This window comes from Paenibacillus sp. PvP094, assembly GCF_040546835.1.
GTDB classification, from domain to species: Bacteria; Bacillota; Bacilli; order Paenibacillales; family Paenibacillaceae; genus Paenibacillus; species Paenibacillus illinoisensis.
Genome location: NZ_JBEPOM010000001.1, coordinates 6,493,874 through 6,514,319, shown reverse-complemented (window position 1 = coordinate 6,514,319; position 20,446 = coordinate 6,493,874). Strand labels below are relative to the sequence as shown.

20 protein-coding genes and 1 other RNA gene are annotated in these 20,446 nt (G+C 46.3%); 12 read left to right on the top strand and 9 right to left on the bottom strand.

The genetic code is table 11. The features are described 5' to 3' along the window. Positions 1–119: 119 nt before the first annotated feature. Both ABIC22_RS29320 and pfkA read left to right on the top strand, forming a co-directional pair. On the top strand, positions 120–1,145 hold the full coding sequence (locus tag ABIC22_RS29320; protein WP_095288097.1) for a tetraprenyl-beta-curcumene synthase family protein: 1,026 nt from the start codon (positions 120–122) through the stop codon (positions 1,143–1,145). A 54-nt stretch (positions 1,146–1,199) separates the two neighbouring features. Next, complete coding sequence (pfkA, locus tag ABIC22_RS29315; RefSeq protein WP_127536449.1) at positions 1,200–2,171, top strand: 6-phosphofructokinase; 972 nt, start codon at positions 1,200–1,202, stop codon at positions 2,169–2,171. A gap of 93 nt (positions 2,172–2,264) precedes the next feature. Here the strand turns inward: pfkA and ABIC22_RS29310 are convergent, their stop codons facing one another. The 4 genes from ABIC22_RS29310 to ABIC22_RS29295 all read right to left on the bottom strand — a co-directional run bounded on the left by ABIC22_RS29310 (position 2,265) and on the right by ABIC22_RS29295 (position 6,338). Then, positions 2,265–3,629 carry an MATE family efflux transporter gene (locus tag ABIC22_RS29310; protein WP_354486144.1) on the bottom strand — a complete coding sequence of 455 codons (1,365 nt, stop codon included), beginning with the start codon at positions 3,627–3,629 and terminating at the stop codon, positions 2,265–2,267. A 180-nt stretch (positions 3,630–3,809) separates the two neighbouring features. Continuing rightward, positions 3,810–4,991, bottom strand: a complete 1,182-nt coding sequence (locus tag ABIC22_RS29305; RefSeq protein WP_127536448.1) for a putative glycoside hydrolase — start codon at positions 4,989–4,991, stop codon at positions 3,810–3,812. A 162-nt stretch (positions 4,992–5,153) separates the two neighbouring features. Beyond that, positions 5,154–5,342 carry a hypothetical protein gene (locus ABIC22_RS29300; RefSeq protein ID WP_170948057.1) on the bottom strand — a complete coding sequence of 63 codons (189 nt, stop codon included), beginning with the start codon at positions 5,340–5,342 and terminating at the stop codon, positions 5,154–5,156. A 174-nt stretch (positions 5,343–5,516) separates the two neighbouring features. Further along, positions 5,517–6,338, bottom strand: coding sequence for a YitT family protein (locus tag ABIC22_RS29295; protein WP_095288017.1), 822 nt, complete (start codon positions 6,336–6,338; stop codon positions 5,517–5,519). Positions 6,339–6,640: 302 nt separating this feature from the next. On the opposite strand from ABIC22_RS29295, the gene cshA reads away from it, so the two are divergent. The 4 genes from cshA to ABIC22_RS29275 all read left to right on the top strand — a co-directional run bounded on the left by cshA (position 6,641) and on the right by ABIC22_RS29275 (position 10,051). Further along, positions 6,641–8,215 (top strand): degradosome RNA helicase CshA, encoded by a 1,575-nt coding sequence (gene cshA / locus ABIC22_RS29290; protein WP_354485623.1) that lies wholly within the window; start codon positions 6,641–6,643, stop codon positions 8,213–8,215. 204 nt (positions 8,216–8,419) lie between these two features. Next, positions 8,420–9,229 carry a YesL family protein gene (locus ABIC22_RS29285; RefSeq protein WP_127536446.1) on the top strand — a complete coding sequence of 270 codons (810 nt, stop codon included), beginning with the start codon at positions 8,420–8,422 and terminating at the stop codon, positions 9,227–9,229. 51 nt (positions 9,230–9,280) lie between these two features. After that, a non-coding RNA gene (gene ssrS / locus ABIC22_RS29280) (6S RNA) lies at positions 9,281–9,473 on the top strand. 185 nt (positions 9,474–9,658) lie between these two features. Beyond that, positions 9,659–10,051, top strand: a complete 393-nt coding sequence (locus ABIC22_RS29275; protein WP_095288014.1) for a DUF1499 domain-containing protein — start codon at positions 9,659–9,661, stop codon at positions 10,049–10,051. Between the two features lie 73 nt (positions 10,052–10,124). Here the strand turns inward: ABIC22_RS29275 and tpx are convergent, their stop codons facing one another. Next, on the bottom strand, positions 10,125–10,643 hold the full coding sequence (tpx, locus tag ABIC22_RS29270) for a thiol peroxidase (protein ID WP_095288013.1): 519 nt from the start codon (positions 10,641–10,643) through the stop codon (positions 10,125–10,127). Between the two features lie 146 nt (positions 10,644–10,789). Here tpx and ABIC22_RS29265 point away from each other — a divergent pair, with 146 nt between their 5' ends. Both ABIC22_RS29265 and gltC read left to right on the top strand, forming a co-directional pair. Continuing rightward, positions 10,790–11,419, top strand: coding sequence for a rhomboid family intramembrane serine protease (locus ABIC22_RS29265; RefSeq protein ID WP_127536445.1), 630 nt, complete (start codon positions 10,790–10,792; stop codon positions 11,417–11,419). Between the two features lie 79 nt (positions 11,420–11,498). After that, complete coding sequence (gene gltC, locus ABIC22_RS29260) at positions 11,499–12,410, top strand: glutamate biosynthesis transcriptional regulator GltC (protein ID WP_127536444.1); 912 nt, start codon at positions 11,499–11,501, stop codon at positions 12,408–12,410. 35 nt (positions 12,411–12,445) lie between these two features. Here the strand turns inward: gltC and ABIC22_RS29255 are convergent, their stop codons facing one another. Then, on the bottom strand, positions 12,446–13,126 hold the full coding sequence (locus ABIC22_RS29255; protein WP_127536443.1) for a zinc metallopeptidase: 681 nt from the start codon (positions 13,124–13,126) through the stop codon (positions 12,446–12,448). 28 nt (positions 13,127–13,154) lie between these two features. Beyond that, positions 13,155–13,583 carry a MerR family transcriptional regulator gene (locus ABIC22_RS29250; RefSeq protein WP_127536442.1) on the bottom strand — a complete coding sequence of 143 codons (429 nt, stop codon included), beginning with the start codon at positions 13,581–13,583 and terminating at the stop codon, positions 13,155–13,157. Positions 13,584–13,938: 355 nt separating this feature from the next. Between ABIC22_RS29250 and ABIC22_RS29245 the strand changes: the two genes are divergently transcribed. From ABIC22_RS29245 to ABIC22_RS29235, 3 genes are read left to right on the top strand one after another with little or no spacing between them, the layout of a single operon-like run. Then, complete coding sequence (locus ABIC22_RS29245) at positions 13,939–15,342, top strand: ammonium transporter (protein WP_127536441.1); 1,404 nt, start codon at positions 13,939–13,941, stop codon at positions 15,340–15,342. A gap of 42 nt (positions 15,343–15,384) precedes the next feature. Then, on the top strand, positions 15,385–16,470 hold the full coding sequence (locus ABIC22_RS29240) for a DUF294 nucleotidyltransferase-like domain-containing protein (RefSeq protein WP_127536627.1): 1,086 nt from the start codon (positions 15,385–15,387) through the stop codon (positions 16,468–16,470). Next, positions 16,467–17,204 carry an exonuclease domain-containing protein gene (locus tag ABIC22_RS29235; protein WP_354485619.1) on the top strand — a complete coding sequence of 246 codons (738 nt, stop codon included), beginning with the start codon at positions 16,467–16,469 and terminating at the stop codon, positions 17,202–17,204. Before ABIC22_RS29240 ends, ABIC22_RS29235 begins: the two co-directional genes overlap by 4 nt. Here ABIC22_RS29235 and ABIC22_RS29230 read toward each other — a convergent pair. Continuing rightward, positions 17,190–17,678 carry a M67 family metallopeptidase gene (locus ABIC22_RS29230; RefSeq protein WP_354485617.1) on the bottom strand — a complete coding sequence of 163 codons (489 nt, stop codon included), beginning with the start codon at positions 17,676–17,678 and terminating at the stop codon, positions 17,190–17,192. The two genes, ABIC22_RS29235 and ABIC22_RS29230, sit on opposite strands and share 15 nt — an antisense overlap. Before the next feature lie 243 nt (positions 17,679–17,921). On the opposite strand from ABIC22_RS29230, the gene ABIC22_RS29225 reads away from it, so the two are divergent. Then, positions 17,922–18,470 carry a TlpA family protein disulfide reductase gene (locus tag ABIC22_RS29225; protein ID WP_354485615.1) on the top strand — a complete coding sequence of 183 codons (549 nt, stop codon included), beginning with the start codon at positions 17,922–17,924 and terminating at the stop codon, positions 18,468–18,470. Positions 18,471–18,544: 74 nt separating this feature from the next. On the opposite strand, the gene cimA is transcribed toward ABIC22_RS29225, so the two are convergent. Beyond that, positions 18,545–20,164 (bottom strand): citramalate synthase, encoded by a 1,620-nt coding sequence (gene cimA, locus ABIC22_RS29220; RefSeq protein ID WP_354485613.1) that lies wholly within the window; start codon positions 20,162–20,164, stop codon positions 18,545–18,547. Between the last annotated feature and the right edge of the window lie 282 nt (positions 20,165–20,446).

The window sequence follows — 20,446 nt, the reverse complement described above, 5'->3', positions numbered from 1 at the left end:
TATTATAATGGGATTGGTTAAAAATCGCTCTAATACGTATTCAACCAAGTGGAGGCACATTTATTTTGAGCCAATCTAATCAAAGTCGACATCAATATCCGCGGGGACCGCTGGAATTGATGAGAAGGGTGTATAAGTACACCATTCCGGAAACGCGGAAAGAACTGGCTGAGTGGAGAGCTAAGGCTGAGAAAATTCCGAATGAGGAATTGCGCAATCAGGCTCTGGCTAGTCTCAAGGACAAACAGTTTCACTGTGAAGGTGGAACGGTTTATGCTTTGCCCGATATGCCTAAGAGGCACATCTTGATTCCGCTCATCGTTTCTTATCAAACCATTAGTGATTATTTGGACAATCTGTGCGACCGCAGCACATCGATGGACCCGAATGACTTTCGGCTTCTCCATCAATCCATGCTTGATGCGGTAGATCCCGAAGCAACACCTGTCAATTATTATGCGCTCCGTGAGGAGCAGGACGACGGTGGTTACTTACGGAATCTGGTGACGACATGTCAGGAGCTCACACGTCAGCTGCCTGGATATGCGTCCGCCAAGCCTCAAATTCAGGATCTGGCAGGCCTATACACGGACCTGCAGGTATATAAGCACATCAAACCGGAACTGAGAGAAACGGCACTGCTCGAGTGGTGGGCAGAGCATCGCCACCGTACACCTCAGTTCCGTTGGAACGAATTTGCCGCCGCTACCGGCTCTACGCTGGGCGTATTCATGCTGTTTCTGGCTGCGAGTGATGATCAGCTGACTGAAGAGCAGGCGGCCTCAATCCATACTGCCTATTTTCCGCATGTATGCGCATTGCACATTATGCTCGATTATTTAATCGATCAGGATGAAGATCGTATCGGTGGAGATCTCAACTTCTGCAATTATTACGAAAATGTGGAGACGATGCTAGACCGCATTGCTTTTATTGTGGAGATGGCCCGCAGTGATGTGCAGAATATTCCGGGAAGTGCTTTTCACCGGATGATTATCGAAGGACTGCTTGCCATTTACCTGTCTGATCCCAAAGTCAGCGAACAGCAGGAAGTTCGCGCCATATCCAAGCGTTTGATGAAGAAGAGTCCAATGACCAGAGTTTTTTTCTTTATCTTCAGTCGCTGGATTCGCAAGCATATGTAAGTCAGGCGCATTGTTGCGGAAGCCTGAAGTGAAACTAGAGGAGGAAGAAACATCATGACAGCAGTAAAAAAAATCGCAGTTTTAACGAGCGGTGGTGACTCACAAGGAATGAACGCGGCTGTTCGTGCGGTCGTTCGCAGCGGACTGTTCCACGGTCTTGAAGTATACGGTGTTCAACGCGGGTACCAAGGTCTGTTGAACAACGATATATTCCCAATGGATCTGCGTAGTGTAGGTGACATCATTCAGCGCGGGGGAACGGTTCTGCAATCCGCCCGTTGCAAAGAGTTCTATACTGCTGAAGGTCAGCAAAAGGGAGCCGATATCCTGCGTGCACGCGGCATCGATGGTCTGGTTGTAATCGGTGGGGACGGCTCCTACAATGGTGCCAACAAACTGAGTAAACTCGGTATCAATACAATGGGTCTTCCGGGAACCATCGACAACGATATCTCGTTTACGGATTACACGATCGGGTTCGATACAGCAGTAAGCGTTGTGGTAGATGCAGTCAACAAACTGCGTGATACTATGTCTTCCCACGAACGTTCTTCCATCGTTGAAGTTATGGGCCGCCACTGTGGTGATATTGCGCTTCATGCCGGACTGGCTTCGGGTGCAGAAACGATTCTGGTGCCTGAAGTTCCATTTGACATGGATGAAGTGGCAGACCGGATGAAAGCCAACTTCGCACATGGCAAACGCCACAGTATCATTATCGTTGCCGAAGGTGTTGGCAAGGGTGAAGATGTGGCAAAAGAACTGATGGAACGCTGCCCGACATATGAGCCGCGTGTAACCGTACTGGGTCACATTCAACGTGGCGGTACGCCGACTCCGTTTGACCGCAACCTTGCCAGCCGTCTGGGAGACTTTGCTGTGCGCAGCCTGATCGCGGGAGAGACCGACAAGGGGTGTGGCATTATCAAAGGTGAGCTTGTTCTGACAGACATCGATAAAGTCGTTAACACCAAAAAGGATTTCGATATGAACACCTACGAGCTTGCACAACGTTTATCTCAATAAACAACAAGCAAAAGAGCACAGCGCCGTCTAAACGGGCTGTGCTCTTTTTTGTATGAATCAACATTATGATCTGTTTGCATTATATCGATCGGTTTATTGGGATTGCTTAATCATGCGAATGGCGGCTTTCCGCTGAACCAGGAACAGCCTCCATAGTAGTGCTGTAGCACCGACCGCGAGGCCGGCAATCAAGCCGATCCAGTATCCAAAAGCGCCAAGTGCTGTATACGTAGCTGTAATGTACCCCACGGGAAGACCAATGATCCAATAAGCCACAAACGTAATGATCAGTGCAGGATTAACGTCTTTGTATCCCCGAAGAGCACCCTGAGTCGGTGTTGCAATGGCATCTGAAATTTGAAAGAAGATGGCGTATATCAGGAAATGCTGAGTCAACGCAATGACTTCTTGCTCGTTTGAATACAGTCCTGCAATTTGTTCCCCGAACACGAGCAATACGACTGCAGTGAGCAGCGAGAGTACAATAGCTCCGCCGATGCCAAGCAGGCTGTACTGTTTGGCATCCTTTAAACGTCCTGCACCCGCCTCATAACCGACCAGAATGGTGAGGGCCATACATATGCTCACTGGCAGCATGTACAGCGTAGAGGCGAAATTAAGAGCAGCCTGATGCGCAGCAATCGTGATGGTATCAAATCGGCTCATCATTAATGTAACGGCTGCAAAGATTGACGTTTCAAAAAAAGTAGCGAATCCGATGGGTACCCCGATTTTGAGCAATTCTTTCCATTTGCCCAGCGATATGCCGGAGAGATGGCGGAACACGCCATACTGGGCGAAGGGTTCAATCCGGTGAACAAAGAAGATGCTGATCAAAAAAATGATCCAGTATGTACACGCGGTAGCGACGCCTGCACCCACACCTCCCAGCTGGGGGAAACCCCAACGTCCGAAGATGAGCAGATAATTCAGCAAAATATTAACCGGAAGTGACACTAACGTAATTAACATGGTTATTCGTGTCTGTCCAAGTGCATCCATAAAACTGCGAAGCACGGTATATCCGAACAGTGGAATGATGCCAAAAGCCAGTGCGCTTAAGAAATAAAGAGCTACCCGTGCAACCCGTGGCTCCAGGGGCATCCCATTCAGAATGGGGGTAAGTACCACGGCTCCGATGGCCAGAACGGCTAGGCTCACTGCGATGCCCAGATAGAGTGCCTGGATCACACTGTGGCCGATCTGATCATTGCGCTTGGAACCCAGCAGGTGGGATACCACGGGGGTGATTCCGATAAGAATACCGCTAAGCCCGGTTTGTACCGGCATCCACAGACTCGTGCCAATAGCTACACCAGCGAGATCCGCAGGGGAAAACTTGCCTGACATATTGGTGTCGAAGAAAGACATGGCAGACAGGGCAATTTGTGTTGTGAATATCGGTAGAAATATGATCAGGAATTGCTTTACTTTTTGCGAAAAACGGGTGGTTGTCATGTTCACTTGAAGTGCCTCGCTATTCATAAGAATGATCATCAAACTATCATACGACAGCTATTCATTGTAGTGGATTTTGCTGAATTTGAACAGGGAAAGGCCGGAATTACGCGGCGAAAATAATAAAAATCCCGCTCCGCGTGAGCGGAACGGGAAGATGATAGGTAAGGGAAGAGTGCTTTACTTATAGTTTACACCTGAGGTATAACGATTGGACGCATTCCAGAGCAGATACTCATCCACATCCATGTCTTTCATTGCACGAATCTGGTCTTCAACTTGCTTTTTGCCGTATTTGATGTAGTGTCCACTGCCGAGCCAGCTGGCCGTAAAGTCCTGAATCCAAGGCCGAATTACCGGCTTGAGATCCTTGGTTGGGTCGAGTTTCTTATGTGTATCCTCCATGGAGCCTTTGATCGTTGTGTAAGGGTCCTTGTCAGGATCCTTTACGCCATACCATCCGGTAGAGTAGTGACTTGGATAGACCATTGGTGAGATCACGTCCACATTTTCGGAGATTTTAACAAAGTCCTGACCGATTCCTTCTGCTGCGGGTACAGAGGCCGCATAGCCGAAAATATCAACCGAAACCCGGACACCCAGAGGCGCAAGCTCCTTGCGGGCGTATTGAACAAATTCCGCAACAACATCGACCCGCGATTTGTCGGTTTTGGTGTATTTTAATATATCGGCACGGTTCTCGAAGCCTTCTGGAAAACGAACGTAGTCAAATTGAATTTCCTTGAATCCTAGCTTGGCGGCTTCCTTGGCGATTTCAATATTATAGTCCCAAACTTCCTTGCTGTACGGATTAACGAAACTGTCGCCTTTGCCATTGGCCCATACCGATCCATCCTTGTTTCGGAAGGAAAGCTCCGGATTTTTCTTGGCAAGGATCGTATCTTTGAATACAACGACCCGTGCAATTGGGTAGACCTCGTGTTTTTGCAGTCGTTTCATCAAGGCGTCAATATCCCGGATAAACGGTTGGGATTTGCCCATTTTCTGTAACGATTGGTTCTCTGTAGGGTAGGTTATGTATCCGAGGTCGTCCTTGATATCAATGACCATGGAGTTAAGCTCTGTGTTATCAATCAGATCGAGCAGCTCCTTCATCCGGGCTCCGCCGGCACTGTAAGCCGTAACATAAATTCCTTTGACAACTGGAGCATCCGGCTGAGGGTCAATTTTGGCAGGCGGATTATCCGCATCAATGACGACTTGATCCTTTTGGGATTGAATAATGGCGGTGTTAAAACTATTTGTTAACGATTGAAGCTGCTGGTCACCCTGATCTGCTGTTGCCGATACTCCACTGAAGCTTCCCAAGGCCATGGCCAGTAAAGCCCAAAACGTATTCATTTTATTCCCACTCCCTTTATGTACATTCCATGATTGAATTATATAACAAAGCCTCTGGGCTTTTAACCATATTAATCAAGTGATGAAACATTCCGGAAAAAATGAAAACCGCTTCCTGCGAGGAGAACCTCCCAAGAAGCGGCGTGATTAATCAAAAAAATATTATTGAATGTAGATGTCGTTCTGATGCTCACAAATACTGTACTGAATGATTTCCATTGCGTCTCCCTGCTCCAGAATGCCCAGCCCATCCCGGAGAACAATAAGTGAATCGAGCTCATTCGGTTTCAAGAAAGGGAGCATTTCCGGGCACCATCTGTTGACGATTTCAAACAGTTTTACCGTTTCCATATCCACAATAATCACCCTTTCCTACTCGAATTCCAAAATGGTAAGTCATTCGGGGCGAATCGGAAAAGCATATGGCCTGTGAAAGTGAAGGGCAGATCCTGCTATACATCATATTTAGGAGCCGTGCACAATTATTATACCACAATTATATAAATTGTTAACCGTACATGTGTCTCAACTTCGGCGGAAAGAACCCATGACACCGACTGTCTCAACGATATTGACGAACGCATTTGGATCGGTTTCCTTGATGATGCGTTTAATCTCAACCAGCTCATAACGAGTAGTCACTGTCATTAACATGTCCTTTTCAATGTCGGTGTATGCTCCCTGAGTTTTGATCTTGGTCACACCACGGGGACGAACCAGCAATTTTTTCAACATGGCTTCCGTCTCGTTCGTGATAATGTACAATGTCACCTTGACATGGCTGATATGGATCAGATCAAGCACCTTACCTGTAATGTAGATCGAAACCATGGAGGCAAGAGCGATATTCCAGTCATTGTTCAGATAACCAGCGAGCATAATAATAGCTCCATTCATACCCGCCATAACGGTACCAATGGGGAAATCCCGGTAACGCGTGAAGATGGAACCCACAATGTCGAGTCCTCCTGTAGAACCGCCTACACGGAAGGAGATGCCTGTACCAAGACCTACGAGCACGCCGCCGAACACACAACTGAGCAGAGGGTCTGTTGCCACGACAAAAACAGGCAGCAATCCAATAAACCAGGATGTGGCAGCTACCGACACGATGCTTAATATAATAAATCGTCGTCCAAGAATAAACCAACCTGCGACCAGCAGAGGAATGTTGAGAACAAAGTACATTATACTAAGATTCAAACTTGTAAAATAACCAAGAAGCATGGAAATACCAGATACCCCGCCGCTTAGCAGCTGATGGGGAACCAAAAACCAGTTGAAGCCACAGGCAATAGCTGCAGCACCCAATATGATCACTAAAGAGTGCCATATTATTTTGGGCAATTTAATCACCTCATTTATATTTAAAACCAGATTGCTGGTAATCTTGAATTGTTTTGTGATATAATGATTTGTGGATATTCTTGAGTAGGGAACTTTTTCCAAATGGAACGATAAAATTTGAAATGTTTCAAACACATGTATGTAGTTTTAGTCTTATGTTGGGGACCCATTCACGAATTATGTTGATAATGAAAATAATTTGCCCATATGGGATACCCTATAAATATTAACGCTACTTAAGAATACAGACAACAAAGTGGATTGTCCACCATGTCCACCCTATAGAAGGAGTATGAATAATTTTGACAAATTTAAATTTCGTAGATTTCAATCTTGAACCACTGGTGCTGCAAGCCATCACCGAACTCGGGTTTGAAGAGGCGACGCCGATTCAATCCAAATCGATCCCTATTGCGCTAGAAGGCAGAGATTTGATCGGCCAAGCTCAAACAGGTACCGGTAAAACAGCTGCATTCGGTATTCCGCTGATCAGCAAAATCTCCAAAAGTGACGAAAAAATCCGCGCCCTCATTATGGCACCTACACGTGAACTTGCGATCCAAGTTGCCGAAGAGATCGAAAAACTTACCCGCTTCAAAGGTTTGCGCTCCCTGCCAATTTACGGAGGACAAGATATCGTTCGTCAAATCCGTGCACTGAAAAGAAAACCACAGATTATCATCGGTACACCTGGACGTCTCCTGGATCACATCAACCGCAAAACGATTAAACTTGAAGATGTACAAACTGTTGTATTGGATGAAGCAGATGAAATGCTCGACATGGGCTTCATGGAGGATATTCAATCCATCCTGAAACAAGTTCCAGCTGACCGTCAAACGATGCTCTTCTCAGCAACAATGCCTCCTAACATTCAAAAATTGGCTCAGCAATTCTTGAACAACCCAGAGCACGTGTCCGTTATCCCGAAACAAGTTAGCGCACCTTTGATTGACCAAGCGTACATTGAAGTGCCAGAACGTCAAAAGTTTGAAGCGCTTAGCCGCTTGCTTGATATGGAATCTCCAGAGCTCGCAATCGTATTTGGTCGTACAAAACGTCGTGTTGACGAATTGGCTGAAGCATTGCAAAAACGTGGATATTCTGCAGACGGTCTCCATGGTGACCTGTCCCAGAACCAACGTGATACGGTAATGCGTAAATTCCGTGATGGAAGCATTGATGTACTCGTAGCAACAGACGTGGCTGCACGTGGTCTCGACGTATCTGGCGTAACACACGTTGTGAACTTTGACCTTCCGCAAGATCCGGAAAGCTACGTTCACCGTATCGGTCGTACTGGACGTGCTGGTAAAGAGGGAGCTGCCTGGTCCTTTGTTACACCGCGTGAGATTGATCACCTGCACTTTATTGAACGTGTAACTCGTCACCGTATCCCTCGTAAGCCTCTGCCAACATTGGCTGAAGCAGTAGAAGGAAAACAACGTTTGACAGCTGAACGTTTGCTCGAAATCGTACAAAATGGCGAACTGAACGAATACAAAGGTATCGCTATCCAATTGCTTGAGCAATACGATTCTGTTCAACTGTTGTCAGCTTCCCTGAAGCTCCTTACAGGCGACAAAAAAGATGCTCAAGTTGATCTGACTCCTGAAGATCCGATCCGTGCGAAACGTCGTAAACCGGATGTTCGCTCTGGCGGACGTAAGCCATCAGGTTACAGCGGCAACCGCAGCAGTGGCGGCGGTGGCTACAACCGTGACCGCAACAGCAGTGGTGGCGGACGTGGAGGATACAATCGCGATCGCAACAGTAGTGTCGGTGGAAGCAGAGAAGGTGGTTACAACCGTGACCGCAAACCACGTCCAAGCAACAACGAAGGACGTCGTCCTGCGAAAGATTCTTCTTTTGAATAATATGCAAGATTGATTTAAGAAATGGGGCAGGCAACTGCTCCATTTTTTTATGTCTCAAATTCCCTGAATCCGTTACGCTTTAGAACCCATAACAAGCAGGGTTGCTGATCTGTTTTCGGGAAGTACTGGCTTTTCCTATCAATAATAAGGTATATTAATATTAGACTTCAGGTTATACGCAAGGCTGCGGAGGAGGAGAAATGTTTGGAATTTAAAGGAGCTATGGGTGGGATCTATCGGCTTACAGAGTGGATTACGAGACTGGCCGCAACCAATTTGTTGTGGGCTATTTGTTCGTCTCCGTTCTTGTTTTTCTTGATTATGAAACTGCTCGTTATGCAGCAGAACCTCGCAAATGAATCATTGCAAATGAACTGGGCTATAGCTATTGTGGCACCGCTTACACTGTTTCCGGCAACATCGGCCCTTTTTACGGTCGTTCGTAAATGGAATATGGGTGACACGGATGTACCGATCTTCCGTACATTCTTTGTAGGTTACAAAGAGAACTACAAACAAAGCTTAATCGGGGGCATATTTTACACTTTGCTTTTTGCCATCATGTATCTGGATTACACGGTATACATGACACAGTTCCGTAATATGCAGCTTGTGGGAATTATCATGCTTGTGCTGCTGTTGCTTTTGTTTGTTTCCTTGTTTAACTTTTTTTCGATGGTTGTACACTATCATATGTCAATCGGACTCATTATTAAGAATGCAGTACTCTTGACTCTGATCAGACCGTTTCGTGTGTTCTCTACATTGCTCGGAAGCGGACTATTGTTTTACATTGGATTCCGGTATCCGGTATTGTTTGTCTTCTTTATTATCAGTATCATTGCCTGGTTTGCATTCTTTAACTTCTACGCAACCTTCATGAAAATGCAGGAGCAGATGGAGAAAATGCAGCAGAAGAAGGAAGAGGAAGAAGCAGCGCAAAATGATGATGGAGTAGATAAAATCGGTGATCTTGAAGCTTCAGACGTGAAAAACGAAAATCTGCAAAAATAAAACATGAGGCGTCACCATTTACTTTTTACGCGGTTAGGGATATAATAACTGTACATCCTGCGATGTACGTTTCGGTTATTCGTTGTTTTGAACCAATGATGATGTCTTCGGGAGATCTACACAGAATGTTGCTGAAACGCCCTGTCTATACGACATGGGGACTTCAAATAATACATTATTGCGGTCACCCACCTGCTAAGCAGGTTCATAAGACAATGTAGCCGGACGGCATGGCGGGTTCCTATTTTACAAGTACAGCACCCTGACTCTTTCCTCTAATCCAGGAAGCTCAGGGTGTTTTTTATTTGAAATTTTATGTTTTGACCAGTGTATTTGCGTTAAAAGCGCGGTACGCCCTTTTGTTACTACCTGAACAATGTTACACTAGAATACATAAATGGAACGGTTACATTCAAAGGAGGAAGGGTCTTGACCTTAAAGAGAACGCTCGTCGGTATCATCCGCAGTATGGAGGGAACCAGCGATCGAGCCAAGGATCCCAAATTAAAAACACGGTATTATAATTTATCCAAAGAAAGAGCCTGGGAAGAAGTTTCTTCAACATTGAAAAAGATTCCGGGTTATAAGGTGCTTCATGAGGTTCCTTCGGTCGGAGAGATTATTCTGGAGAAACGCACGACGTTTGGGCGGACCATGGATATTACGGTTTCTGTTATTTCGGTAAGTCCGGTTCGAAGTGCAGTAGACATGTATTCAGCTTCACGTGGTTCGCTTGGAGATCTAGGTTCCAATTATCGAACAATCATGAATCTGTTTTCTGTACTCGATAAGAAGCTCGCCAAATATAAGGCAAACGATTAAAATAGATGGATGGTAAAACAAAAAGCGAGAGAAGGTGAACCTTCCTCGCTTTTGTTCTGAACGTGGATTCCTTTTACAGCAAAGCTTTTACTGCAGCAATGGCTTGCTCGAAGTTAGGGGATTCTGTCATCTCAGGCAGATATTCCACATATGTAATCCGGTCTTCCGTATCCACTACGAAGATGGAACGCATGTCCAATTGGAATTCCTTGATCAGAACACCGTAGTTTTCGCCGAAAGAGCGTGTTTTGTAATCGGACAATGTTACAACGCGGTCTACACCGGCAGCTCCGCACCAGCGTTCCTGTGCGAATGGAAGGTCGACGCTTACCGTCAAAACGACAACATTGTCGCCAAGGTCCCCGGCTTCAACATTGAAGCGGCGAGTTTGGGCATCGCATACTCCAGTATCCAGTGAAGGAACTACGCTAATCAGTTTGATTTTGCCTGCGAAGTCTTTCAGGGATGCATCTTCAAGCAGATTTTTGCTCAATGTAAAATCGGGAGCTTGATCGCCCACTTTCAATTCGGGTCCGATCAATGTAATAGGGTTGCCTTTGAATGTGGCTGCGCCTGTACGTTCTTGTGCCATAATAATGTTCCTCCTTAAATTGGTGATCCGTGCCAAAATCCATTATAATCTTTTATGAAAGGCATTGTCCAATTCGGGCGTGCAATTATGATAATGAATACCAAGTGAAGGAAGATCTGAACAGGGTGGAGTGAAAGGGAAAACGTATGATATTTATTCGGTATGAAAATTGGAGAAGTTATTTGAAGTTTTTCCCGCTGACGTCAATTTTGTTGGTTGCCAATGTCGTGATGTTTATATTACTTGCTGCCAATGGTGGATCGACGAATATGATGACATTGCTGAGATTTGGTGCTTTGACTAACCATGAGTTTTTCTCGGGAGAATGGTGGAGATATTTTTCGTCCATTTTTCTTCATGCAGGTTTCAGTCATCTGCTGTTTAACAGCTTTGCACTGGTTGTATTTGCGCCTCCGATGGAGCGCTTGCTCGGATCGGTAAGATATGGCTTATTGTATCTGGGCAGCGGGGTTCTGGGTAATGTTTTGGCTCTTGCCTGGTATAATTCTGCAGGAGAAACAACAATCTCTGTAGGTGCATCAGGAGCCATTTACGGGATTTATGGTGCGTTTCTGTATGTTGCTCTGTTCCAGCGGACGATGATGGATGAAGCATCACGCAAAACGTTGTATACACTGCTTGCATTCGGTATTATTTTCTCATTTGCCATGTCGGGCATTAACTGGATGGCTCATTTGGGTGGATTGTTGGGTGGATTCTTTATTTACGGACTTCTTATCCGTTTGTGGAGGCCAAGGAAATTCAGAAAGCAATAAACAAGTATGGGTGTAATGATCTGAAGACGGAATGCAGGCAGGTCTAAGAAGGGTATAGCAGATTGGAGAGATCAGGCGAGTGGAATTAAGACAGTTGCATTACTTTTTGAAAGTGGCACAAAAGGAGCATGTGACCCAGGCAGCTGAAGAGCTGCATGTCGCACAGTCAGCAGTGAGTCGCCAGATTCATCAGCTGGAGGAAGAGCTGGGTGTTGACCTCTTTATGCAAAAGGGGCGGAATCTGCAGTTGACCGCAGTAGGTCAGCTCTTCTGCAAACGTGTTGAAGGGATTTTAAAGGATCTGGACAAAGCAGTCGGGGAAGTTCATGAGTTTTTGGATCCGGAACATGGTGAAATTCGTATTGGTTTTCCTCATAGTCTGGGTATCCATCTGATTCCTTCGGTCGTGGCCGCATTTCGTCAGCGTTATCCCAATGTCAAATTCAGATTTAAACAGGGCATGTATCCGACGCTTATTCGTGACGTGCTGTCTGCTGAGGTGGATCTGGCTTTCATATCACCTTTCCCGGAAAAGCATGATCAGGTCGCAGGTGACATCGTGCTAACCGAAGAATTACATGCCATTCTTCCTCCGAATCACCCGCTTGCAGGAGAAGAGGAAATCGCACTTGAACAGCTCAAAGATGATAAATTTGTACTGTTCAGCAAAGGGTACTCATTGCGTCCGATCGTGTGGCATGCCTGCCTGGAAGCAGGGTTTACGCCGAAAATTGCTTTTGAAGGTGAAGAGACGGATACCATTCGCGGGTTGGTTGCAGCGGGCATGGGAGTGAGTCTGCTGCCAGAAATGGCACTTTTCCAGACCAATCCACTACAACCGGCACATGTGGCCATTTCTCATCCCAAAGTAACGCGGACTATTGGATTAATCCATCGTGCGGATGACAAATTGCCGCTTGTGGCACAATCATTTCGTTCGTTTTTACTTAACTACTTCGGTTTACAGCAAAACAATACCCCATCCGAGTAAACGGTGGGGTATTGTTTTGTTTCTATTATGTTCGATTAGTCGCGACTGTTGAAAATTCCGATGTAACGGATCAATTCAAGCAGGGAGATCAGTGCAGCGGCCACATACGTCAACGCTGCAGCGTTCAGTACCTTGGCTACGCCTTTTTCTTCTTCGTTTCGAATGTATCCTTCAGAAACCATAATTTCGCGTGCGCGATTGCTGGCATTGAACTCTACTGGCAATGTAATGAGCTGGAACGCAACGGTAACGGAGAAGAAGATAATACCGAGACCAACAAGGTTCATGGCATTGAAGATAAAACCGGCAATCAACAGAAAAGGTGCAAGTCCGGATGCGAAGTTCACAATCGGGAAGATCCGGTGGCGAAGTGCCAGCATCGGATAGCTTTCCTTGTGCTGTATCGCATGGCCGACCTCGTGACAGGCTACGGAAACAGCTGATATCGAATTTTCATAATATACAGGTTCAGACAATCGTACAACCCGGTTAATTGGATCGTAGTGGTCTGAGAGGGCGCCGCGAACGGGTTCAATTGGAACATCGTGCAGACCGTTGGCATCAAGCATGTGACGAGCTGCATCGTATCCGGTCATGCCATTCAGGTTTTGCACGCCAGCCCAACGGTTGAATGTACTTTTAACGCGAAATTGCGCCCATAAGGAGAGCAAAAAGGCGATAATGATCAAAACGAACATACCGTTATTAAAACTCATATTCATTCCTCCGCTTTCTAATATTAAGCTACATCATGGTGTTCTCAAGCAAGATCTTCAATGCTTCCATCGTACCGGCGCTTTTCGTAAGTAGGCCTGCCATCATTTTGCGTGCTTGTACAGGTTTCATTTCGCCAAGCAGCGGTTTGAGTTCGTTGACCTCTCGCTCGAGTTGTTGTACGTGGAGCTCAAGTGTTGTCAGTTTACTGGCAACCTGCTCTTCTGTGCTAACCAGGCTCCACTTCTCAAGAGATTGTTTAATCTCGTCGAGACTATACTTCTCTTGTTTCATCTGTACAATACGTTCTAGTCTGGTTAAAGTTTCATCACTATATAGACGATAGTTTTTTTCAGTGCGCTCTTCAGGAGCGATCAAACCAAGCTTCGTGTAGTAATCAATCGTCCGTTCACTCACACCAGCGGTCTTGGCTAGTTCGCCAATCCGAAAAAGTTTCATATCCCCAATGGTATTCACCTCGCTTGCAAGTTCTAATGTAGGGAACTGTTCGATTCCACGTGCGGCTTTACAGACTCCGCCCAATTTTTTTCTTACTAATAGTTATGATACATGATCTTTAACCGTACAGTCAAACGTTATGCTTTGATCCGCCGTAAATCGTGTTTCTATATCTATGTGCTCATAGGACATGAATATGTACTTAAGTGCAAGAAAAAGACGCATGACTTTATTCCCAGAAATAATTTCTGGATTTGTTTAAAATACTCTTGTCAACTTTCCTGTCTTCTGCTTATAATGACATTAAGAGTTTCACGTTATGTGAAGAAACTTAACATAAGAGGGAGTGGGGTACATGAGAAAGAAATGGTTGGTTTCGGTGTTATTAATGCTTACTTTACTGGCTTTTCCAGTCAGCGCGTTTGCTGCAGCTGAGGGGCCGACTAACATCGAACTTCAAAGCGGTCTAAACTCAGCCTTTACGTTTCTGGCTGTTGTGCTGGTTTTCTTGATGCAAGGGGGATTTGCATTATTGGAAGCAGGTTCAACAAGAATGAAAAATGCAGGACACATTGCGGGTAAGACGATCCTGACATTGGGTATTTCGGTTATTGCCTTCTGGGCTCTCGGCTTCGGTCTTGGCTTCGGTAACGGAAACAGCTTTTTTGGAACAACAGGATTTTTCCTGAGTGGTGACCAAATGGCTGCATCCTTCGAATCACTGGCCTTCTCCGATGTCCCACTTACCATTAAATTTGTATTCCACCTCGCTTTTGCGGCGGTATCTCTGGCCATTGCCTGCGGTGGTATGGCTGAACGTGCAAAAATGAGCGTATATATTGTTTTTGGAACACTTTATACCATTATCATGTATCCGGTTGTTGCTCACTGGGTATGGGGCGGCGGCTGGCTTGCAGAGCTGGGTATGCAAGACTTCGCAGGCTCAACTGTAGTTCACTTGACGGGTGCAACAGCTGCATTGGTAGCTACGATCCTCTTGAAACCGCGTATTGGTAAATATAACAAAGACGGCAAACCTAACATCATTCCAGGTCACAACCAAGTGTATTCCGTGCTCGGCGTAATCATCCTCTGGATTGGTTGGTTCGGCTTTAACCCAGGTAGTACATTATCTGCTATGGGCGATGGATTCTTCGGTTATGTTGCATTGACTACAAACGTTGCCGCAGCTGCTGGTGGTGTTGCTGCACTGCTGATCTCGTGGGCAGTTCTTGGTAAATCCGATATTCCAAGCATGTTGAACGGTGTTCTTGCGGCACTCGTTGCGATTACAGGTGCTTGTGCCTTTGTAGAACCTTGGGCAGCTCTGGTTATCGGTGCTTTGGCAGGTATTATTACATTCTTCACGGCTCAATACTTCGATCGCAAAGGAATTGACGATCCAATCTACGCTTTCTCCGTTCATGGTATCGCTGGTATGTGGGGAGCGATTTCCACAGGATTGTTCGCAACTCCGGAGCTTGCTGAAAATGCAGGTGTAGGTCAAGCGGGTCTGTTCTACGGCGGTGGATTCCACCAGCTGGGAGTTCAACTCTTGGGTCTGGCTGGCGCATTCGCCTTCGTACTGGTTGTTTCCTTCATTATCCTCGGCGGAATGAAAGCCATCATGGGTATCCGTGTAACTGAAGAAGAGGAAACCATGGGTCTGGATCTTAGTGAGCACGGTACTTACGGGTACCCTGAGCAAATGAAAAGTATTGAAGGTAAATCGAGCGGTGGCGGTACGTTCAGCTCCTAGGGTGAATGGTGACTGAATCACGCTTCAAGGAGGCAGGACATGATGGAACCTATCCCGTTTATAAACCATTCTTGGTCCTATCAAGGGATCGATGGTGCCGCTTCAACCGAGGAGCTGCGCCAGGCACGTGTAGTATTGCAGAATGAGCTCCAGGAATTGTTGTCCGCTTCCTTGTCGCCGATCGAGTGGTACCAAACGGTAAATGAACTGCATGACCGGATATACCGGAAAGCAGTAGAGTTATGCATCCAGGGGATGGTAGAGGAAGGCTTCGGCCGACCTCCCGTCCCCTATGCCTTTATCGTTTTTGGCAGTTCGGGCAGGGAAGAAGCTACATTATGGAGTGATCAGGACAACGGCATGATCATCAGCGATAACCCACATGAGGGAAAAGAGGAGTATTTTGCCCAACTCGGGGGACGAATGGCTGATATGCTTGAAGAGCTAGGCTATGCCAAATGTGAAGGGAAAGTGATGTGTTCAGAGCCGTTATGGCGCAAAACACTGGAATCCTGGAAGGAACAGCTTCGGTCGTGGAGGTCGGATCTGGCGTGGGAACCTGTACGCAATTTGATCATCGCTTCGGATATGCGTTTTGTGGCAGGGGAGAAAGGTCTGGCGGATGAATGGATTGCTGCCTTCTATGATGGGTTCAGAGCCGTTCCTGAGCTATCTGATGCTGTGCTGCGCAATACCGTTAAACACAAGGCAACCCTGAATATTCTCGGTCAGGTGGTCACAGAAAGGTTTGGAGAGCATGCTGGTGGTTTCGACGTCAAGTATGGACTATACATTCCACTAGTAAACAGTGCACGTTTCCTGGCACTCCAGCATGGAATCAAGGAAACATCTACGCTCAAGCGAATACAGAGATTGGTGTCCCTTGAAGCGGTTCCCCTTACACTGCTTGATGCGGCAGGGCGTGCTTTTATGATTGCACTGAAGTTTCGACGCAGTACACCAGTCGTCATTAGAGGTGGGCTGCAGCAGAGCAGTGGTTTTCTGGATGAGAAACAAATGAAGCAAAAACAGATGCATTATGAATTGCGGGATACATTGGGACAGGTGCGACGTGTGCATCGCGCACTGCAAAGGCAACTTCGTTTTGCAGAAAGGAGACGTCCATGAGAGAGCCGGCAAGGGGCAATACTGGATTTTGGAATTCGCTGTGTCAGGGAGGGGTTCCTTCTGCCATCGCTTCCATAATGGGGGCCCCAACGGCGCAACACATGGCGTTCATTCGCTCAATGATGAGGGAGCAGCGCAGACCGGAAGTTCTGCATACGCCACTGAATGAATTGGATGCGGTTGTATTCGATCTGGAGACGACAGGCTTTTCTCCGCAGCATGGAGATGAGATTCTATCATTTGGCGCCGTTCGCATCAGTGGTGGTGTAGTACTGGAAGGAGAACAGTTTTATACACTCGTTCAATCCAAAGCTGCAATACCAGAACACATTACCGAACTTACAGGTATCACACAGCAGATGTGCGTTGACGCACCTACTTTGCTGGAGGGCCTGCATGATTTTATGTCTTTTGTTGGAGGCAGTGTACTGGTTGCACATGCAAGTGCGCATGATCGGGCATTTCTGAATGCTGCTCTGTGGCGCACCTCCAAAGTTAGGCTGAGCCATCGGCTGATCGACACCATGATGCTGGCTCGCTGGCTGGAGCCGGGAAGACCGGGCTATGGTCTCGATGAACTGCTGGAATCAAGAGGGATACCGATATACGGACGTCATCATGCATTGGAAGATGCCAAGATGACTGCGCAGCTATGGTCCTGTTATTTGGAGGATATGACTCATAAAAATGTAGAAACACTGGGTGACTTGTATACCCATTTAAGTCATGCGTAGTTGTGCTGGCTGGACATCATAGCACTTTTGTTGATTTGACTTACTTGGGTCTTCCACTTTGTACAGGATCTCATAACCATTCAAATGCATACAAGGTTCAGACTTGCTTGTCAGAGCAGGCGTGCCAATCAGATACACCTTGATTAACTCGGCGTAAGCTGGAAGGGCCATAAGGTCCTGATGGGACGGTACGGGACTGGTTCGCGGATGTGAGTGGAAGATACCAATGAGCTGTGGCTCGTTAAATATGCAACGAATCCATTCCTCCTCATCCAGGCTGAAGTGATGCAGCGGGTTAGGCGCAACGTTGCGAATTGGCTGAAACCGACTGATTCGTATGCCGCCCGCTGCAGCTTCACCCAGCACAACCCCGCAGGCTTCCTGCGGCAGCGAATCGTACATGTGTTTCGACATTTCTTGCTCTACGGAAGAAGAAATGAAGATCGTGTTTTGCTGTTCGTGAAGTGCTGCCATTTTGTATTCACCCCTCTCTCTTTGGCTCCTGCTTAGGCAGGGGTCCTTTTTTTGTTTGAATTTGTATGATCCCTGATTGTAAAATTTTAAAGGAAAAGGGTACAATATTAAAGAGAGTATTTTACAACAAGGAATAAGTGACATCACCATGTGCAAGCGTATCAAGTGATTAGGACCACTTGCAATGAGTGACGGTAATGAAGTCATACCCAAGATGCTGATTCTACAAGAAGGTGGCTAGCCATGAAACGAAACATATACATACTGCTTGGTGTTGTATTGCTCATTGGAGTTGCACTGGCTCAAAATGCGGATAACGGAATCGCTGCTGTGTTCAAACAAGAAGAGCCGCTTCCAACCGAAACAGGACCAAGAGCGGGATTGCTGGCCCCAGGGTTCACTCTTAAAGGCATGGATGGAAAAACATATACTGCAGGAGGAGCGAAGGAAAAGGCTGTATTTGTCAGCTTCTGGGCTTCCTGGTGTGAACCCTGCAAGGAGGAAGCGCCAGCGCTTAATACCTTGGCGGCTAAATATAAAGATGAAATGGATATGTATGGAGTCAATGTAACCCCTTATGATAAGCTGAAAGATGCGAAAGCTTTTGTGGAGGAATACAAACTGACGTTCCCTATTTTGCTTGATGAAGACGGGGAAGCCTATGCAAAATATAACGGTGTGGCTTTTCCCACAAATATTCTGATTGACAAGAATGGGGTTATTCAAGAAGTCATACTCGGCATTTTGCCAGAGAAGGAATTGGAGCGTAAAATCAAGAAAGTCATCAACTAGTGAGTCAAATAAAAAGCGCCTGTCCCCAGTGAATTTGGAGACAGGCGCTTCGTTTATTTTCCGGGAAATAAGCGTTAATGGTTGCTTAATCCATGCATGGCTGTGTGGACAACATTCGGCTCGTCCTGTAACTTTTCCTGAAGCAGGGCATAACGGAAACTGTGAACAAGGGCTTCCCAACTGGCTTCAATGACGTTTTCGGAAACGCCGACCGTATTCCATGTATTCTCTGTATTTTTGGATTCAATTAATACACGTACTTTGGCTGCTGTGGCATCCTTCTCATCAAGTACACGAACTTTATAGTCAGAGAGATGCATGTTAGCAAGCGAAGGGAAATATTGGACAAGTGCTTTCCGAAGAGCATTATCGAGAGCATTGACCGGACCATTGCCCTCCGCAGCGGTATAAACGCTTGTTCCAGCGACATTGAGCTTAACGAATGCTTCGGAGACAACGGACTTGTCGGCTGCTTTTTCCACAAGCATTTTGAAGGATTCAAATGTGAACAGTTCCTTCATATCTCCGTTTGCTTCGCGAATGAGCAGCTCAAGGGAAGCGTCTGCACCTTCAAACTGATAACCTTGATGCTCCAAATCTTTGATTTTTTCAATGATCTGGCGTGAATTGGCGCTGCTTGGATCGAACTCCAGTCCAAGTTCCTGTGCCTTGGAGACGATGTTGCTCTGTCCAGCCAACTCGGAAACGAGTACACGCTGTTTGTTCCCGACAAGTTCAGGTACGATATGTTCGTAAGTACGGGAATCACGCAGGATAGCAGAGACGTGAATGCCGCCCTTATGAGCGAAGGCCGCATTACCGACATAAGGCTGGTTGATCGGCATGTTCACATTGGCAATCTCGCTAACATAGCGGGCTACGTTTGTGAGCTGTCTCATCGAATCTTCGGACACGCATTCATATCCAAGCTTGAGCTGTAGGTTCGGAATAATGGAAGCTAGATTCGCATTGCCGCAACGTTCTCCATAACCATTCATCGTGCCTTGAACCTGTCTGGCACCAGCTTGTACAGCACTAAGCGTATTGGCGACAGCCAGTTCACAGTCATTATGTGTATGGATTCCGAGATGAGCATGAGGGAGACTTCCAGAGAGTCTGGATACAATCTCGTATACTTCATGCGGCATGGTTCCGCCGTTGGTATCACACATCACGAGCCAGTCTGCACCAGCTTCATGAGCTTTCGTTAACACAGCTTGAGCATACTCCGGGTTATGCTTGAATCCGTCGAAGAAGTGCTCGGCATCGAAAATAACTTCCATTCCATTTTGCTTCAAATAAGCAATAGAATCATAGATCATGGATAGATTCTCTTCCAAAGTGGTTTGCAAGGCGGTATGGACGTGGAAATCCCACGATTTACCGACCAATGTTGCTGCTTGTGCACCGGATTCGATCATCCGTTTCAAATTGGCGTCTTCGCTGGCGATGCTTCCTTTGCGACGTGTACTGCCAAAAGCAACGACCTTGGCATTGAGATTTAATTCTTTCACTCTTTTGAAAAACTCAATGTCCTTGGTGTTGCTGCCGGGAATTCCGCCTTCAATATAATTAGCACCTAGGTCGTCGAGTTTCTTGGCAATTTTAAGCTTGTCATCTGCCGATAAACTGACACCCTCCCCTTGTGTGCCGTCACGTAAAGTCGTATCGAAGATGGAAATGGCCTTTGACATGAAGATCCTCCTTTGAGATAAAGCGCTTTTTAAAAAGTTGAATGTTGTGTTGGAAAAGTATTCAAATAAGTTAGCACGTGAATCCTTCGGTTCTGCAACGCTACACTGTGTTAAACTCCATGCGTTGATTTGTCCTAAAGTCGCGAATTTGTATAATTAATTATTATAGCACCATTATGGCCAAATGCTACACAGAAATCGCAGTTTCGTGTAACAAATTTTTTGTTTCTCCATCATCACATAAGTGAATGATGGAGAAATGTATGTTATATTGGATTTTGA

Coding starts and splice junctions, on each gene's coding strand:
- ABIC22_RS29300 (WP_170948057.1), bottom strand. CDS start 5,342: ATGGAAACGGTAAAACTGTTTGAAATCGTCAACAGATGGTGCCCGGAA.
- ABIC22_RS29245 (WP_127536441.1), top strand. CDS start 13,939: ATGAGAAAGAAATGGTTGGTTTCGGTGTTATTAATGCTTACTTTACTG.
- ABIC22_RS29310 (WP_354486144.1), bottom strand. CDS start 3,629: ATGACAACCACCCGTTTTTCGCAAAAAGTAAAGCAATTCCTGATCATA.
- pfkA (WP_127536449.1), top strand. CDS start 1,200: ATGACAGCAGTAAAAAAAATCGCAGTTTTAACGAGCGGTGGTGACTCA.
- ABIC22_RS29225 (WP_354485615.1), top strand. CDS start 17,922: ATGAAACGAAACATATACATACTGCTTGGTGTTGTATTGCTCATTGGA.
- ABIC22_RS29240 (WP_127536627.1), top strand. CDS start 15,385: ATGGAACCTATCCCGTTTATAAACCATTCTTGGTCCTATCAAGGGATC.
- cimA (WP_354485613.1), bottom strand. CDS start 20,164: ATGTCAAAGGCCATTTCCATCTTCGATACGACTTTACGTGACGGCACA.
- ABIC22_RS29250 (WP_127536442.1), bottom strand. CDS start 13,583: ATGAAACTTTTTCGGATTGGCGAACTAGCCAAGACCGCTGGTGTGAGT.
- ABIC22_RS29235 (WP_354485619.1), top strand. CDS start 16,467: ATGAGAGAGCCGGCAAGGGGCAATACTGGATTTTGGAATTCGCTGTGT.
- tpx (WP_095288013.1), bottom strand. CDS start 10,643: ATGGCACAAGAACGTACAGGCGCAGCCACATTCAAAGGCAACCCTATT.
- ABIC22_RS29320 (WP_095288097.1), top strand. CDS start 120: ATGAGAAGGGTGTATAAGTACACCATTCCGGAAACGCGGAAAGAACTG.
- ABIC22_RS29305 (WP_127536448.1), bottom strand. CDS start 4,991: ATGAATACGTTTTGGGCTTTACTGGCCATGGCCTTGGGAAGCTTCAGT.
- ABIC22_RS29265 (WP_127536445.1), top strand. CDS start 10,790: ATGATATTTATTCGGTATGAAAATTGGAGAAGTTATTTGAAGTTTTTC.
- ABIC22_RS29230 (WP_354485617.1), bottom strand. CDS start 17,678: ATGGCAGCACTTCACGAACAGCAAAACACGATCTTCATTTCTTCTTCC.
- ABIC22_RS29255 (WP_127536443.1), bottom strand. CDS start 13,126: ATGAGTTTTAATAACGGTATGTTCGTTTTGATCATTATCGCCTTTTTG.